The sequence below is a fragment of the Pseudomonas sp. KNUC1026 genome, from assembly GCF_021650705.1.
GTDB lineage: Bacteria > Pseudomonadota > Gammaproteobacteria > Pseudomonadales > Pseudomonadaceae > Aquipseudomonas.
The window spans coordinates 950,900-965,846 of sequence record NZ_CP087138.1; the positions used below are offsets into that span (position 1 = coordinate 950,900).

Sequence of the window (14,947 nt, forward strand, 5' to 3'; positions counted from 1 at the left end):
AGGGGCAGATGCCAATACCCGAATCTCAACTCGAAACCTGGTCTCACCAAGGGTCCATCGCCCAGTCGAGCAGCACATATAGCTCGATAAAGGGCGTGCTGGAAGGTGCCACAACGCCATATGCCAATAAGAAGTTCAAGGTTTTTCTCCAAGGCTCTTATGGAAATGACACGAACATCTACACTGAGAGCGATGTAGATGTCGTAATTAGACTCGATGATTGTTTTTTCAGCGATACCGATTGGCTATCTGAGGAAGAGAAGACTGTACATAGGCATGCTTTCAGCACTGCGGCTTACACGTATGTTGACTTCAAGCGAGATGTATTATCTGTGCTTCAAGCGCAATATGGGGAAGCGCTGGATGCCAGAGGAAAGGCCATTACCATCGACGCTAGCGGTTCGCGGCGAAAGTCCGATGTAATCGCGGCAGTCCAGTTTCGGAAGTACTCAAAATTCAGATCTTCAACCGACTCCGCATACATTGAAGGGATATGCTTCTTCAACGCGGATGGCGAGCAAATAGCAAATTATCCGAAGCAGCACTCGGCAAGCATGATCTCCAAGCATCAAGCGACGTCTGGGTGGTTGAAACCTATGGCGCGGGTGTTAAAGAACATGCGCAGTAGAATGATGAGCGAAGGTTTGATTAAGGCCGGTACTGCCCCCTCGTACTATCTAGAAGGCTTATTATACAACGTGCCAACCGACAGGTTCAGAACGAGCTATTCGGACTGCGTGGCCAATGTTGTGAACTGGTATCGCGTGGATGCGAATAAACCTGAGCTTGTGTGTGCTAACGAGCAGTATTACTTACTGCGTGATGGCCATCACACGTGTTGGCCGCAGGACCAATGCGATGCTTTCATAGAGGCGGCTGTCAAACTCTGGAACGGTTGGTAAGTCGAGGGGGCGGCACAACAATTCAGGAGGACTTTGTCAAGGGCTGCTGCTGGCCGATGAACGGCCGCTTCGGGTAAATTGCAGCCGGTCACGACATACCGCCATCGACCCATGAGGTCTTTCGCTTTTGCCCGGATAAGAGTTCTTGTAACCTTACAAACTTTCCAGCAATCTTGCTCTCAGATTTGGCATAACTTATGAATACTCACCAGGCAAAGCTACTCGCGCTCACACTGCTTGAAATCAAGAAGTTGCTTGCCGATTATCTAGGCAGAGATGTGGATGCTCCTATGAGCGTCCGTGTCGCGGCGCATATGGCCTATGCGCTCCACAATGAGGCAGAGGCTGTGTTCAACAACACAGATTTCGAGATCGGCGATGCAAGCGTGAAAATCCATGCAATCGATCAGATTCTGGGCGTCACTGACGGTGCCTCATTACTGGACAGGTTTAACATCGAGACCAAAAACATTCTGAATAGCGGTCAACCCTTCACAAAGCCAACACAGTGATTTCACTGTCTGTCAGCCGACGGGCGTTAACCGCCCGCACACAAAAAATCTGACAGTCCCGTATCAGCACATACAGACCCCAAAGCCACCACACCCACCATCCCCTCTCCCAATGCAACCTCCACCCCCACACCCTGCAACCCCCCCACCGTCCTCCATTCCTCAAGCCCCAAACCATGCAACTTCAAAAACGCTTCGCGCCTGCACCATGCCTTGGCAAAGGCCACCGCACGCGTCGGCTCGGGCATGCCTGACAGCACACTGGCAACTTCAGCCCCCAGATAATCCAGCGCGACAGCATGCCAGTCCGGCACAGTCTGAACCTGCATCAGGTCCACGCCCACTGCGCCGTGGAGATTGACGGCAGCCAGTGAGAGCCCAGCCTCGTGGCTGACGGAAAAACCAGGCTCCGGCAGCCCGTCGATAAGCAAGCGCGGTGCGAAACCTGGGGCGCTGATGATCTGGATCGCGTCCGAGGGTATTTCGAGCCACTGCTCCACGGCAGTGCGCACGCAAGCCCGAATCCGGTTTCTGGCTTCATCTCTTGCACAGCCTGGCCTGGTGACGCAGCTGACCAGCAATACATCCTGCCGAGGGAAAGGCTTTGGGGGGCGAGCCGGCCATCTTCGCCGAACGCCCAGCTCGCCCCGGGCTTCATGCCCTGTCAGGTGACGCGGGGCAACCGGCCCATCGGCTGGCGGCAGGGATATGCTCGCCCTTCATCACCAGGGTCAGTGCGCCAAGGTGCGCATCGTTGCCGACGACCGCGCTATACAACACAGCGCTGCGTGGCCCCATGTACACGCGTTCGCCGATGCTGACGTGATCGATCTTCATGATTCGGTCTTCGAACAGGTGGGTCTGCGGGCAGGCGCCAGCATTCAGTTCGCTGTCTGCGCCGATGCTGACGCAGTCGAATTCGGTGATGTCGGTGGTGTCCATGTAAACCCCGCGACCGATCCTGCAGCCGAGCACATTGAATGCCAGCGGCAACCAGGGTGTGCCGCGCAGGTAGCGCATGAAGTTTGGTGCGGCCATGCCTTCATACAGGCTGGTGATGCCTTCCGACAGCCATACGAATGGCGTCCACATGGGGTCGGCGCGTTTGCGATAGCGGCCCATGACCAGCCACTTCAAGGCAGCGACCAGCACAAAGTTACCCACGCTGTACGCCATGCCGATGACTGCAAGGTAGGCCAGCACGGCGCCCCAGCGCTCGTCTTCGGCCAGTGGCATCAGGTCGAGCATCACCGTGTAGCCGACGGCGATCAACACCGCGTGCGGAGTGATGATGCGCATGCCTTCGACCAGGCCTCGGGCCAGGCGACGCAGCCGTGAAGGCTTGAACGTCAGTGACTCGGGAGCGCTAGTCACTTGCTCACGGGCAGGCAGATGGATCGGTGGTGAACCCAGCCACGTGTCGCCGTCGGCCATTTTGCTGTTGTGCGGCGCGCAGGAATGAACGCCGATCAGGACGTTTTCCGGCAGTACTGCGCCGTCCGCGATGTATCCGCCGTTGCCGACAAAGCTGCGATGCGAGACGACCGTAGGTTGCATGGTCATCCAGCCGCCGTCGATGCGCTCATCACCGAGCATCACCGCATCGGCGATAAAGGTTTCATCGCCCAGGGTCAGCATGTCCGGGATGACGCCCTGTGCGCTGGAGATCTCGGCGTCGCGCCTGACTTTCGCGCCTAACAGCCGATACCAGAAGGGCGAGTACACCGTGGCGTAGATGCCGGACAGCGTATTGAGGCTCGCTTCCTGAATCTGGCTGATCAACCACTTGGCGCAGTAGGTATTGCTATGCACCGCATAACGGCCCGGTTTGAGGCGTGGGAAGACGACCCAGCGCAATGCCGCAGACGCCAGGACAGTCGCAACGATCAGCACCGCACTGGCCGGGAGCGCGAGCAGGAAATAGCGCGCCAGTTGTCCTGCTGGCCCGCTGCCCTCGAACCATGGCAAGACATTCTGCACGTCGAACCAGTCGATCAGGAAAAAGGTCGGGAAGACCGGGATGAAGAACAGCGTCGCGACCAGCAGAACGCCGAAGACGAAGAACAGTTTTTCTGCCCGCAAACGCGCAGGGCTGGTGACCGGCCGCGCAGGTTGGCCGAGCGTATCGAACGCGCCGATATCACGCGCTGGCGAGCCTTGCCAGATGCGCCCAGCCGGAACCTCCCGGCCGTCGGCCATGGCCGACTGGGCTTCCAGATGCCCCCACGGGCCTACAGCAGTATTGCCTTCCATGATCACGTAAGAGCCGACACAGGCATTGGCCTGCAAGGCGATACGCCCCAGATGCAACTGGCCCCGTTCTACGCGCGCATTTTCGAAACTGGCACCGTTGCCGACGCTGACGCCGTCGCCGATTTCCAGCAGGTCATGAGCCCGTACCGTAGCCCCGCCGATGATCACGTCCTTGCCTATCTTCGCGCCCAGTGCGCGCAGCCACAGGGGATAAAGTGAAGAGCCGCTCAGCAGATAAGTCGGCGCCGACTCGACCATGCGGTCTGCGGCCCACCAACGAAAGTAGGTAACGCCCCACAGCGGATAGATCCCGGGCTTCAGGCGGCCGACGATCAGCCACTTGGCCGCCAGCGCGATGAAGAACTGCAGAACGGTGGCAATCAGAAACACCGAGATAGACGCGAACGTCGCCAACGCAACAGAGTCATCGGGCGAGCCGGTGAGCAAGTGATAGGTAAAGAACGGTGCGAGCCATTGGGTCATCCGCAGGCTGACCATGACCGGCAATGCCAGCGCCTGAGCCACGCCGCAGCGCCAGCGACGCCAGGCTGATGGAGGCGTCCAAGCCACCGGAGCGTCCACCTCTTGCGGCGCCTGGTCCAGCACTTCGGCAATCGCCCCGATACGCTGATGCTGGTAAATGTCGCGCACCGTGATTTGGGCGAAGCGCGGGTTGGCACGCAGCGCCGAGGCCAAACGCGCAGCAAAGAAGGAATGCCCACCCAGATCTGTGAAAAAGTTCGCATCGCGGCGGATCGGTACGCCGGGGAAGAGGGTGCTCAGTGCGGCGAACAGTGCAGCCTCACCTTCGGTTTGCGCCACATCGGACTCTGCGCTGGCGGCCTGGGCATCGACCGTCAACGGGCGGGTCTTGAGCGCTTTGCGATCGATTTTGCCGGAGGTGAGGCGCGGCATGCTGTCGAGCAGTTCGAAGTGCCCCGGGACCATGTACGGCGGCAACTGCCCCTGCAAGGTTTTGCGCAACTGGCTTGTGAATGCTGAAGGCGTCGACGTGTCGCTCACCAGGTAAGCAATCAGCTGATCGACGCCCGCCTCGTTGCGCAACAGGACTGCAACCGTGCCCACGCCAGGCTGTTGCGCCAACAGCGATTCGATCTCACCCAGTTCGACGCGAAAGCCACGGATCTTTACCTGATCGTCGGCACGCCCGAGGCACTGCACCTGCCCATCATCGTCGATCCGGGCAAGGTCGCCGGTTCGATACAGGCGCGCATCGTGATAGCCGGTGGACCATGGGTTCGGCAAAAATTTTTCTTGAGTCAGGTCCGGCCGGCCAAGCATACCCTCGGCCAGGCCGGGGCCAATGATGCACAGCTCGCCGACTTCGCCACGCGGCAGCAGGCTGGGCGCCAGGTCGCTCCCTACCGCAGGGTCATTAGCGATGATCAACAGCCCGTAATTGGGCAACGGTGTGCCAATCGACACTGGACGGCCACGCGACAGGCGCGCCAGGCTGGCCGACACAGTGGCTTCGGTAGGGCCGTAGGTGTTGAACATCTGCCGGTTCGGCGTTGCCCAGCGCTCGACCAGCGACTCAGGGCACATCTCGCCCCCCAGGTTGATCAGGCGCAAACCGGGAACGTCTTCGCTGAACAGCGCCAGCAACGTCGGCACCGCATGCAAGACGCTGATGCGCTGTTCATTCAGCAAGCGCGGCAGGGTTTCCGGATCACCGCTGGTTTCCTTCGGGCCTATCCACAGCGTCGCGCCGACCAGGTAGGCGATCCAGATTTCTTCGAACGACATGTCGAAGGCTACGGAAAAGCCCTGGTACACCCGGTCGCTGGCCCGAATGCCCAGTATCGCGTTCTCGCTGCGCAGAAAATGGCAGATGCTGCGCTGGGAAATCAGAATGCCCTTGGGCTTGCCAGTGGAGCCAGAGGTGTAAATCACATAGGCAGGAGCGTCGGGATGCACCCCACTGCGGCGCACCAAGGCAGTGCCGGTCGGCGTCAGCAATTGTTCGGCAGTCCACACCTGCAGGCCCGTATCAGCCAACACCGGCATCAACGCCTGGCACGACACCAGCCCGACTGCGCTGGCATCCTCCAGGCAAATCTGCAGACGCTCTACCGGCGTGTCCTGATCCAGAGGCAGCCACGCGGCGCCCGCCTTGGCAATACCGGCCTGCATGACCAGCAGCTCAATGCCACGCGGCAGCCACAGACCGACAATGTGCCCCGGCCGAACCCCCGCACTGATCAGCGCAGACGCCACCTGATCGGCCTGCCGGTCCAATTCGCCATAACTGATCTGACGCTCGCCAAAGATCAATGCCACCTGCTGAGGGTTGCGCCGGGCACTGGCTTCGAGCAAATCGGCCAGCACTTCCTCCCGTAGCAGCTCAGGTTGAATCGGACCGTAAATCACGTCCAGCGGTTGTGGGTTCTGGACCAGCATCGACAGATTGAGGTTATTCATGGCAGCAGGTATTAGCTCGTCTGAAGGAGGGGCCTGAGACTTTCTGGTTATGAGCCTGTCCGTGTGCGATTGGCGCGAATTCCAGGGTCGTTGCGTGTCCGCAAAACGTCGGTTTCGATGCGTTTGGCTGGAGCTCTCACCGGCGTAGGAGAACAGGCTGACAAGGCGAATATGTCAAAGGCTGGCTGTATGAATCCTGAACGACGAAACGAAGGTGGCGGATTGCCCACATCGCTGGGTGTTACAGCAGGCGCCACGAGGTCCCGCGCGTTGCGGGGTTGAAAGACTGCACTTGACGCTCCCTCAAACCTCTCAGGCCATCGCCAATACGCTCTGCTGGAATCGGGTAGAAGCCATATTGCCGAAACCCCGGCGTTCCAGCGCGGCTCGCGAAATGTCATCAGGCTTATCGCGTGAAGCTGCCGGTTATCGGGGCGGGGGCGGCCTTTGCGCCGCGGACCTGTGAGAAGATCCGCTATCAGATCCCAAGTTTCATACGAAATATCGTACCGACTGGCCTAAGGTTCGGGTTTGGCTGGGTTTCTGCCAATGACGTACAGAGCCTAAGGACATCGAGGTATTACAAATTAAAATTTGGTAAGTGTGATTTCATTTAACACTATCTTCCGCAATTTTACCTATGAAATCAGGAATAAGCCGCTCACTGAAGCCGGCTATTACAGCAAGCAAGAACATTTTGTTATTACTTTGGCTCAATAGCTCCAGCAATAAGCCGGACTTGCTGGCTACCAACGCGATAACACCAAATGCACATCCTAAACTGATGCGCACACCTCCTTGTAATAAAATAAGATCAATCGACTCGTACAATTCTACCTTTAAACTCTTCGCTCTTTGCAAGACCGAGATCATCGCGCCCAGAGCTCCACCAAAAATGCCAATCAAAAGTGCTTGAAAATTTATTCCAGCAACACCGAAAAAGTACAACCTAGCCCCTGCGGCAAACAACAGGACACAAATGCTAATCAAAAAAACGACTACTACAAGCTTAAATCTGGCTGCATCAATAACACATTTATCAATATATTTTTTGCAGGCTCGAAAACATCCTCTTCACAATCAACCCCTTTGCTCAAACCCACTACCAAGCACGAAGCCAGCTTGCCGTAGAATTTTTTCAGCTTTGACTTCGGAATAACGACCAATCCAAGTGATTTTACATTATAAAAATCAGAGAATACGCCTGCATTGACTTCAGATACTTTCTTTATCCAGTGCTCAACGCCAAACTCACTGATCCAAACGATATAGTTCTCGCGACGCTCCACAACATTTTTTACGGAGGGGGTTTCCCTTATAAAGTCTTCAAGGTTCTCAATGGCTTTTTTTGTAACAGCTTCATCAGCACAGAAAATCGCGGTTAAAATGGTGCTTTTATAAGATTGAAGCGATTCTGCATGTACTCCTTTGAATCTTCTTTTTGCCTGAATCAATAATTGGTCTAGATGTGCAATGTTGGCACTTTGTTGTGTTGTAGCGTCAATGGCAGCATAAGAAACGCCAGAATGTCTTTCGTATATCAGATGCTTGGCAGTTTGCGAAAGAATTCGCAGAATCTTATCATCAGCGATGAAGTCACCAACATCAACTACTCCAAAATCTTTCAAGGTCGATATTTGGTGTCGTTTCGGCTCGATACCTTTGTCTTTACTCACAAACATCCTCCAGAATTATCAATGTGAAATTCCTCATCAAGAATTTCGTTGGAGATATACATTACCCAGTTCCGTTTTTTCGGCTAATTCAGGCTCTATGTTTTTTAACCCAATCGAAATCATTGTGCTTTTTTATTGCTGATAAAAAATCAAACGACGTACAACCAACGCCCATGGCGGCCTTCCTCAGCTGGGTATGACCGGGTGCTTGTCGAGTTAGCCGGCGGTGCGTCTCAGTAGTTTGGATAAGTGGTAGACAGCGGGACTATCAGTAATTTTGTGTTCGGGCATCACATGCGTTTAAGGTGCATGACATGCCAAGCAAAAAGACCCCGGCCGGCAAGGCCAGAAAAGACCTCCCAGAGATCCCCAAAGACCTGGTCGAACAGTTCGTCAAAGGCCCGATGACAGCTGAGGCGATCCAGGACATCTCGATGGCCTTCAAGAAGGCGTTGGTCGAGCGCGCACTGGGTGCGGAGCTTGGCTATCACTTGGGCTATGCGTCCGGCGAGACGCGCCCGGAAGGCACCGATAACCAGCGCAACGGCACCAGCGGCAAGACAGTGCTGACTGACGATGGCCCGCTCAAGCTGGACATTCCCCGCGATCGCGACGGCAGTTTCGCGCCCATCCTGATTCCCAAGCATGAGCGCCGCTTCACAGGGTTCGACGACAAGATCATCGCCATGTATGCCCGTGGCATGACGGTACGCGAGATCCGTGCGTTTCTGCTGGAGCAGTACGGCACGGACGTCTCTCATGACTTCATCAGTTCTGTTACTGACGCCGTGATGGAAGAAGTGGGTGCATGGCAACAGCGGCCTCTGGAGCCGATGTATCCGGTCATTTTCTTCGATGCCTTGCGGGTGAAGATCCGCGATGAAGGTGTGGTCCGCAACAAGGCGATCTACTTGGCGCTGGGCGTTTTGCCGGACGGCACCCGTGACATTCTGGGTATCTGGATCGAGAACACCGAGGGTGCGAAGTTTTGGTTGAAAGTGTTCAACGACTTGCGCAACCGAGGCGTTGAGGATGTGCTGATTGCCGTCACGGACGGACTCAGGGGCATGCCAGAAGCACTGGCGGCTGTTTACCCTGAAACGACTCTGCAAACCTGCATCGTCCACCTGATCCGCAATAGCCTTGAATACGCCTCCTGGGACAAACGCAAAGGGCTGGCCAAAGCTCTGAAGCCGATTTATCAGGCACTCAATGCCGAGGCCGCCGAGCAGGCATTGAACGACTTCGAGGCTGGGCCCTGGGGCAAGCAGTATCCGACGGTTGTTGCCGCGTGGCGGCGGGCCTGGGATCGCGTGATCCCGTTCTTCGTGTTCCCGCAGGCAATACGCAAGGTGGTCTACACCACCAACGCCATCGAGAGCATCAACGCCCAGTTGCGCAAGATCATCAAGACGCGCGGGCACTTCCCGAATGACGAAGCGGCGACCAAGCTGATCTGGCTGGGACTGCGAAACATCACCGCCAACTGGGGCAAGGCTGCGCATGACTGGAAAAGTGCGATGAATCAATTTGCGATCCTGTATGAAGATCGCTTTACCAGGCCAACCTGGTGATTTCACTGTCCGTCAGGTGACGGGCGTTAACCGCCCGCACACAAAAAATCTGACAGTCCCTAGACAGCGGCTTTTACGTACTCCCTAGTGTCACCATCCCAATCTTCAATGATTTCGAGCTGGCTTTGAGCAGTGCTATTCGCTCCATGAATTCTGCTACCTCTGTAGCCCCACATTGCGCGGCAGTTGCCGACCATTTCTCCTCAGACGTTCTCTCCTGGATGGAAAGTCCGGCCTTTGCTTCTGCAATTAGTGTGGTGAGTTTTCCCATCGTTTACGCTTCAAGTAAGGCTGTGTATGCGCTATAGATTTTCAGGTTTCCATGCCTGCTTCAGGCCGGAAGCGGCCACCTTCTACAGCGCATTTCCATACACTGATAAGCTCATATCAATGGTATCGAACGCACAACACCTCCCCTGGAAATCTCATCTGCCAGCATCCCTTACTCTTCGAAAATCCCACTCACCAACCCAATCCCCAATACCTCACGCCTCACCTCAATCTCCCGATCAACCCCCCGCTTACCACTCACCAATCGCACAGCCTTCAACCCCGGCATCGGCTCATCAAGCAACCCCAACAAATCCAACCCCGGCGTCTTATAGATCGATAACTTACTCACCGGCGCCTCGCCTAACCCCTCAATCCACCCAAGCGACTTCAAATTTTCCAACCGCAACGCCCTCAACCGGCTACCCACCCCCAAAACCAACTCACTCAAGTGCGGCTGATCCTCAATCTCCAGCACTTCAAGCCCGGGAAAGCGCCCAAGCTCCAACGCCTGCAACCCCTTTACCCGCAACAGGCTCAAGTGCGTAACGCTGTCACTGAACAACTCCGGCATGCCTTCGCGGCTACCAAACCCGATAGAAAGCTTCTGCAAAACAGGCAACCCCGAAACCACCTCAAACGTTGTAGTGGCTGGCTGTCGATAAAGGCTGAGTTCGTTCAGCCCGGTAAGTGCTTCGAGCGGCTTTAGCCCTTGAGTTTTGGCGCTCAGGTGCAGTGCCCGCAGGTCAAGCAACCGGCTGAGGGGGCCAGGTCCAGCTTCGGCCCCACTTCCTGCGCAACCCGCAGCATGGTCAGGTTTTGCAGGTTGCCCAATGCCAGCAGCGGGTTCAGATCGAGCTTGTCCACGCCAAGTGCCAGGCTGTGCAGGTGCGCAAGGCTTGCCAGCCGTTCAAGCCGTTCGGCGTGATACAGGCAATCCAGAGTCAAGGCTTGCACCTGGGGCAGGGCTTCGAGTGTGTCACCGTCGAAGGGCTGGTCGGCGGCGTAGTGCCCGTAAAAGCGCACGTCGAGGCGATGGCCATGTTGTGCGCACAGGGCGTCCAGCGCAGCCAATACCGGTGCCGGGTATTGCTCAGGCGCCGAGAACTGCACCACGACGTGTTCATTACTGTTGCCGAGCAGTTCAGCCACGGTGGTTTGCAGGTCGTGCAGCGAAGGGGACTGGATGCGCTGGGGCAACATGGCGGGGCTTCTCATGCGTAATGGGGGGCTTGCTTGTGTTCGGCTTCCCGGCGAGTCGAGTGTTCGGCGTCGGCCGGGCGGTAACACTGAGCTTGGGATTTGAGCGGGGGCACCGGATTGCGCTTGGCATGCCGGCGATTACGGTAAAGCGGAGAGGGCGGGGCCATCCTTGACGTCCATGACAAGCGTGCGGGCTGGCGAGAATGTAGCTCACCGGCTGGCTATATGCCAGTGTCTGCCACGCGGCTTAGCTGATCTCGCCCACACCGCTACAATCGCAGCACTTCACCTTGAGCTTCCACCCATGCAAACCCTGGAAAACGCCGCCTTTGCAGCCTGGCCCGCCGCCCTTGATGCCGAAGTGCACGGCTGGTGCCTGCGCCTGGACACCGGCTACACCAAGCGCGCCAACTCTCTCAACCTCACCGACCGCTCGCAGCCGCTGACGCACACCCAGCTTGAGGCGATCGAGCAGCAGTTTGCGGCCAGAGGATTGAGGCCGGTAATCCGGCTCACATCACTGCTGAACCTGCCCACCCTGGAGCCTTTGCTGATCGAGCGCGGTTACCGATTCAGCGATGCATCGCATGTGCTGTGCCGCGTGCTGCAAGCACCCACCGCTGAGCCCCAGCCTTCGGTTCATTTGCTGGGCGGCCCGGCGCAGTGGATTCCGGCGTTCGCGCAATTGAGCGGGCAGGGTGATGAGCAGGCTCAGGCGCACCAGGCGATTCTCCAACGCATTGCGCACCCGGCTGCGTGGGCGGTGTGGGAGGAGGGTGGTGTGCCTGGCTGCTGTGGGCTTGGCGTGGTGGTGGGGGAGCAACTGGGGTTGTTCGATATCGTCACGGGCGAGGCTTTTCAGCGTCGTGGGCTGGCCGAGCGGTTGTGCCGGGCACTGTTTGGTTGGGGTTGGGAGCAGGGCGCGCGCCAGGTGTTTCTTCAGGTGGCAGCAGATAATCGGCCGGCACTCGCGCTGTATGAAAAGTTGGGCTTCGAGCGGGCGTATGGTTATGGGTACTGGGTGAAGCCCTGAGTGCGCAGTGGCGACGTTGCTGGCACAGGCGGTCACTGGACAACCCGAGGTCAGGCCAGTAGCGTTTGCCCGACTTATCGCTACCTCGGAGAGGGTTCATGGTTTCCATCGCTGTTCAGGAAGAGGTCCGAAACCGCCTCCGCCGCGCTGAGGATGAGCATGAAGTAAAGGTCGTACTTGCCGTGGAGTCAGGCAGCCGTGCCTGGGGGTTCGAATCGCCCAACAGTGACTACGACGCCCGGTTCATCTACCTGAATAAACCCGACTGGTACCTTTCCGTTGGCCTTGAAGAACAACGTGACGTGATCGAGTACCCCATCGTTGACGAGATGGACATCAATGGCTGGGACCTGCGCAAGGCGCTCAGGCTGTTCTGGAAGTCCAACCCTGGCTTTATGGAGTGGGTGCAGTCCAGCATCATTTATGAGCAGGCTGGGTCTTTCCACGCCCGAGCCAAGGAGCTGCTGCCCCACGTGTACTCGGTGGAGAAGGGCATCTATCACTACCGCAGCATGGCCAAGACCAATTACCGAGGTTACCTGCAGGCCGATCAGGTGCCCCTGAAGAAATACTTCTACGTGCTGCGGCCTTTGCTGTCCGTGCGCTGGCTGGAACAGTTCGGCACGCCGGCGCCCATAGAATTTGAAAAACTGCTGGGGCTCATCGAGCGCGAGCCGGATGTTTTGCAGGCGATCGATGAGTTGCTGGCGACCAAACGCGCGTCGGCCGAGATGGGGTTGTCTCCTCAGATTGCGCCGATCCAGCAGTTTGTCGAGCGCGAACTCAATCGGCTCGAGATCGTTAAGCCGAGCCGTGGTGAACCCAGGGAAATCGAGCCTTTGCTGTCGGAGTTGTTTCGCTCGGTCTTGAGGGAAACCTGGGGGTGAAGGTATTGCGGTTACGTGCCTTTGCGATATCTCGCTTCGATTGAAAGCACGAGCGCCTGGTAGAGGGAAATGAGCCAAGATGAGCATTGATACTGTCGAACGACTCCTTGAATGGGTCGAGGCCTGCGACAACATGGCAGCCGTTTTCCAAAAGGACATGGACTGGGACGCAGAGCTGGATGCGCGGGATGACGATACCTTTGATCGCAGGTGGGTCGAGGAAAACAGGAAAGTATCATCAGGCACAGGGTGTGAAAGCGAGCTATTGAAATTGAATGTATTGCGGGAGGCGGTATTCAAGAAGGTTTACCGCATTACCAGTAACCCGGAACTGGCAGGCTGCGCCTCGGATGACTTCGGCCTGATAGGTGAAAAGATCATGAAGCATGTCGAGTCGGATTGGGTCGATTGGCTGTTGGGCAGTTACTTGTCTGGCCATTTCCCATCTTGATTCGATCAAGCCAAAGCATCCGAGGAGCGATCAATGGATTGGATTGAGTTCGCGGACAACGTCTTTATCGCCGCCAAGGAAACTTTTTTGGAAATCCAGAAAAAGCACGAAGCGGAAGTTTTTTATGCGTTTGCCCTATACACCGACAGCAGTGCCATGTCGCTAGGCTGCTCCGCCAACTCCCTTCAGGCGCTCGAGCAAAAACTGAGGCATGAAGACTATGAAGGCGCGGCCGCTGAAGACCTCGCTTATATCAAGTGGTCATCCTCTGAATGGGCTTACGAAGGCATAGGCGCCGAGCGCTTTGCCGAGGCGTGCCGGCAGCTGAGGGCGACCAGCGAACCGGGTGATGTCGATTCGTTGTGTGAAAAGCTGGAAGCCGTTCTGGCCCAGGTGCTGTCGAGGTTGAACGATGAAGGTGTTTTCAAATCGAACCGGCAGGCTGCCAAGCCCGTGATATTCGTGACAGTCACTGACGACGATGACGCGGAGCGTATGGAGAACGAGACTGCCGCCAAGCTGAATGAGGGAGCGGCCCTGTTTGAATTTTTAAACCGCTACGAAACATGACAACTTGGAAGTCGAATGCCGAAGGGGTGTAAGGATGCAAATTAATTTTTCCGACTGGAACAAGAAGCCGAAAACGCTGCTTCGCTATATAAAGCCCGGCGATATATTCTGTTTTTTGTCAGGCGAGAATCGCTACCACTTCGGCAGGGTCATGACCAGAAACAGGCTTGGCCACGTTGCTGAAGTGTTTCGCGATCACCTGAGCATTCCCGATGCTTCCCGGCTACCTGCATTCGAGCGCTTGTGGCAGCCATTGATACTGGATTCATACAGTCTGTTCGATAGAAAACTCGAAGGTGACTGGAGAATAGTCGGGCACCAGCCAGGGTACAGCCCGGATGGTACCGACGATATTTTCTTCACCTTGGGCGTCGAAGGTTCCTGCAAGCGCGTCGATATATTCGATAACGAAGTGCCAATCACCCGGGAAGAGGCAAAGACCTTGCGCGATTATTCTCCCATGGGGGATTTCGACGTTAAAGAAGCGCTGGGCCTATAACATAAATACCCCGGCTATTCTGGATAATCAAAATGAGCAAACCCAGCGACTTCAACAGAGCCGTAGCCCGCCATACACGCGATGTGTTTGGTGGGGAGCCTGCGGTTCAGGAATGTACAAACGAAACACACCCCGGCATTGTGGCAATTCTTTCCAGCCCGGACACCATTGAGCCGGGCATCACGTCGATAGGGACCATCGGCCTTTCGGAATTTTCAATGATTGGCCGAGATGGCCGGCCACTGGAAACCCGCGTCGAGCTGTGTGCAGCGGCGCCAACGGTGGAAGAGGTATGGAAGAACGTACTGGCCTCCTGTGTGTTTCAGATCAAAAGTGAAAAGATCACGGTAGCGCCAGGTAAGGTGTTGCCCAATATCTTCCTGAACTATGCGCGCGACACGCCGATGCCCCACATCTATCTGACCATTCCCTTCCTTTGGGGGGATGGCCATTTAAGGAGCTGGTCAAAGACGGCGTACGGGTCAATTGGTTGCAGTGCATCGCTATTCATGATGTTGAGCGTGCATTCGTTCAAGCGTTCGGCGGCGAAGAATTTGAAGAGCTCTTGCAGGCCCAAGGCATCGATATTTTTGATAGCACGCGTAACGCGGTCAAATTTTAAAGGCTCGCTTGTGAAGGCCGGCTTGCGTAAATCATTTGAAAGGTGAGGTTGCT

14 protein-coding genes and 1 pseudogene are annotated in these 14,947 nt (G+C 56.5%); 9 read left to right on the forward strand and 6 right to left on the reverse strand.

Going from position 1 to position 14,947, the window contains the following annotated elements; genetic code table 11:
• The first annotated feature begins 8 nt into the window (after positions 1–8).
• Together LN139_RS04120 and LN139_RS04125 are read left to right on the forward strand one after the other, a co-directional pair.
• Positions 9–902: a nucleotidyltransferase domain-containing protein gene (locus tag LN139_RS04120; RefSeq protein ID WP_236358891.1), complete on the forward strand. Its 894-nt coding sequence runs from the start codon at positions 9–11 to the stop codon at positions 900–902.
• A 197-nt stretch (positions 903–1,099) separates the two neighbouring features.
• Positions 1,100–1,414: a hypothetical protein gene (locus tag LN139_RS04125; RefSeq protein WP_236358893.1), complete on the forward strand. Its 315-nt coding sequence runs from the start codon at positions 1,100–1,102 to the stop codon at positions 1,412–1,414.
• 26 nt (positions 1,415–1,440) lie between these two features.
• Here the strand turns inward: LN139_RS04125 and LN139_RS04130 are convergent.
• The 4 genes and pseudogenes from LN139_RS04130 to LN139_RS04145 all read right to left on the reverse strand — a co-directional run bounded on the left by LN139_RS04130 (position 1,441) and on the right by LN139_RS04145 (position 7,785).
• A pseudogene (locus tag LN139_RS04130) lies at positions 1,441–2,072 on the reverse strand (4'-phosphopantetheinyl transferase family protein).
• Positions 2,069–6,109 carry a Pls/PosA family non-ribosomal peptide synthetase gene (locus LN139_RS04135; protein WP_236358895.1) on the reverse strand — a complete coding sequence of 1,347 codons (4,041 nt, stop codon included), beginning with the start codon at positions 6,107–6,109 and terminating at the stop codon, positions 2,069–2,071. The pseudogene LN139_RS04130 and the gene LN139_RS04135 overlap by 4 nt, the downstream one beginning before the upstream one ends.
• A 609-nt stretch (positions 6,110–6,718) precedes the next feature.
• A complete protein-coding gene (locus tag LN139_RS04140; protein WP_236358897.1) occupies positions 6,719–7,057 on the reverse strand; it encodes a hypothetical protein in 339 nt (112 codons plus the stop codon).
• A 53-nt stretch (positions 7,058–7,110) separates the two neighbouring features.
• Positions 7,111–7,785, reverse strand: a complete 675-nt coding sequence (locus tag LN139_RS04145; RefSeq protein WP_236358899.1) for a hypothetical protein — start codon at positions 7,783–7,785, stop codon at positions 7,111–7,113.
• A 314-nt stretch (positions 7,786–8,099) separates the two neighbouring features.
• Between LN139_RS04145 and LN139_RS04150 the strand changes: the two genes are divergently transcribed.
• Entirely contained in the window at positions 8,100–9,359 is a 1,260-nt protein-coding gene (locus LN139_RS04150; protein WP_236355438.1) for an IS256 family transposase, read from the forward strand.
• A gap of 442 nt (positions 9,360–9,801) precedes the next feature.
• On the opposite strand, the gene LN139_RS04155 is transcribed toward LN139_RS04150, so the two are convergent.
• Both LN139_RS04155 and LN139_RS04160 read right to left on the reverse strand, forming a co-directional pair.
• Positions 9,802–10,383, reverse strand: coding sequence for a hypothetical protein (locus tag LN139_RS04155; RefSeq protein WP_236358900.1), 582 nt, complete (start codon positions 10,381–10,383; stop codon positions 9,802–9,804).
• Complete coding sequence (locus LN139_RS04160) at positions 10,356–10,832, reverse strand: hypothetical protein (protein WP_236358901.1); 477 nt, start codon at positions 10,830–10,832, stop codon at positions 10,356–10,358. The genes LN139_RS04155 and LN139_RS04160 overlap by 28 nt, the downstream gene beginning before the upstream one ends.
• 304 nt (positions 10,833–11,136) lie before the next feature.
• Here LN139_RS04160 and LN139_RS04165 point away from each other — a divergent pair, with 304 nt between their 5' ends.
• From LN139_RS04165 to LN139_RS04190, 6 genes are all read left to right on the forward strand, one after another.
• The gene (locus LN139_RS04165; protein WP_236358902.1) at positions 11,137–11,865 is read left to right on the forward strand and encodes a GNAT family N-acetyltransferase; all 729 of its coding nucleotides are present in this window, start codon (positions 11,137–11,139) and stop codon (positions 11,863–11,865) included.
• Positions 11,866–11,963: 98 nt separating this feature from the next.
• Positions 11,964–12,752, forward strand: coding sequence for a nucleotidyltransferase domain-containing protein (locus tag LN139_RS04170; protein WP_236358903.1), 789 nt, complete (start codon positions 11,964–11,966; stop codon positions 12,750–12,752).
• 79 nt (positions 12,753–12,831) lie between these two features.
• Positions 12,832–13,203, forward strand: a complete 372-nt coding sequence (locus LN139_RS04175; RefSeq protein WP_236358904.1) for a hypothetical protein — start codon at positions 12,832–12,834, stop codon at positions 13,201–13,203.
• 33 nt (positions 13,204–13,236) lie between these two features.
• Positions 13,237–13,773: a DUF4303 domain-containing protein gene (locus tag LN139_RS04180; protein ID WP_236358905.1), complete on the forward strand. Its 537-nt coding sequence runs from the start codon at positions 13,237–13,239 to the stop codon at positions 13,771–13,773.
• Between the two features lie 34 nt (positions 13,774–13,807).
• Positions 13,808–14,272: an Imm26 family immunity protein gene (locus LN139_RS04185; RefSeq protein WP_236358906.1), complete on the forward strand. Its 465-nt coding sequence runs from the start codon at positions 13,808–13,810 to the stop codon at positions 14,270–14,272.
• 32 nt (positions 14,273–14,304) lie between these two features.
• On the forward strand, positions 14,305–14,940 hold the full coding sequence (locus tag LN139_RS04190; protein WP_236358907.1) for a suppressor of fused domain protein: 636 nt from the start codon (positions 14,305–14,307) through the stop codon (positions 14,938–14,940).
• Positions 14,941–14,947 lie beyond the last annotated feature (7 nt).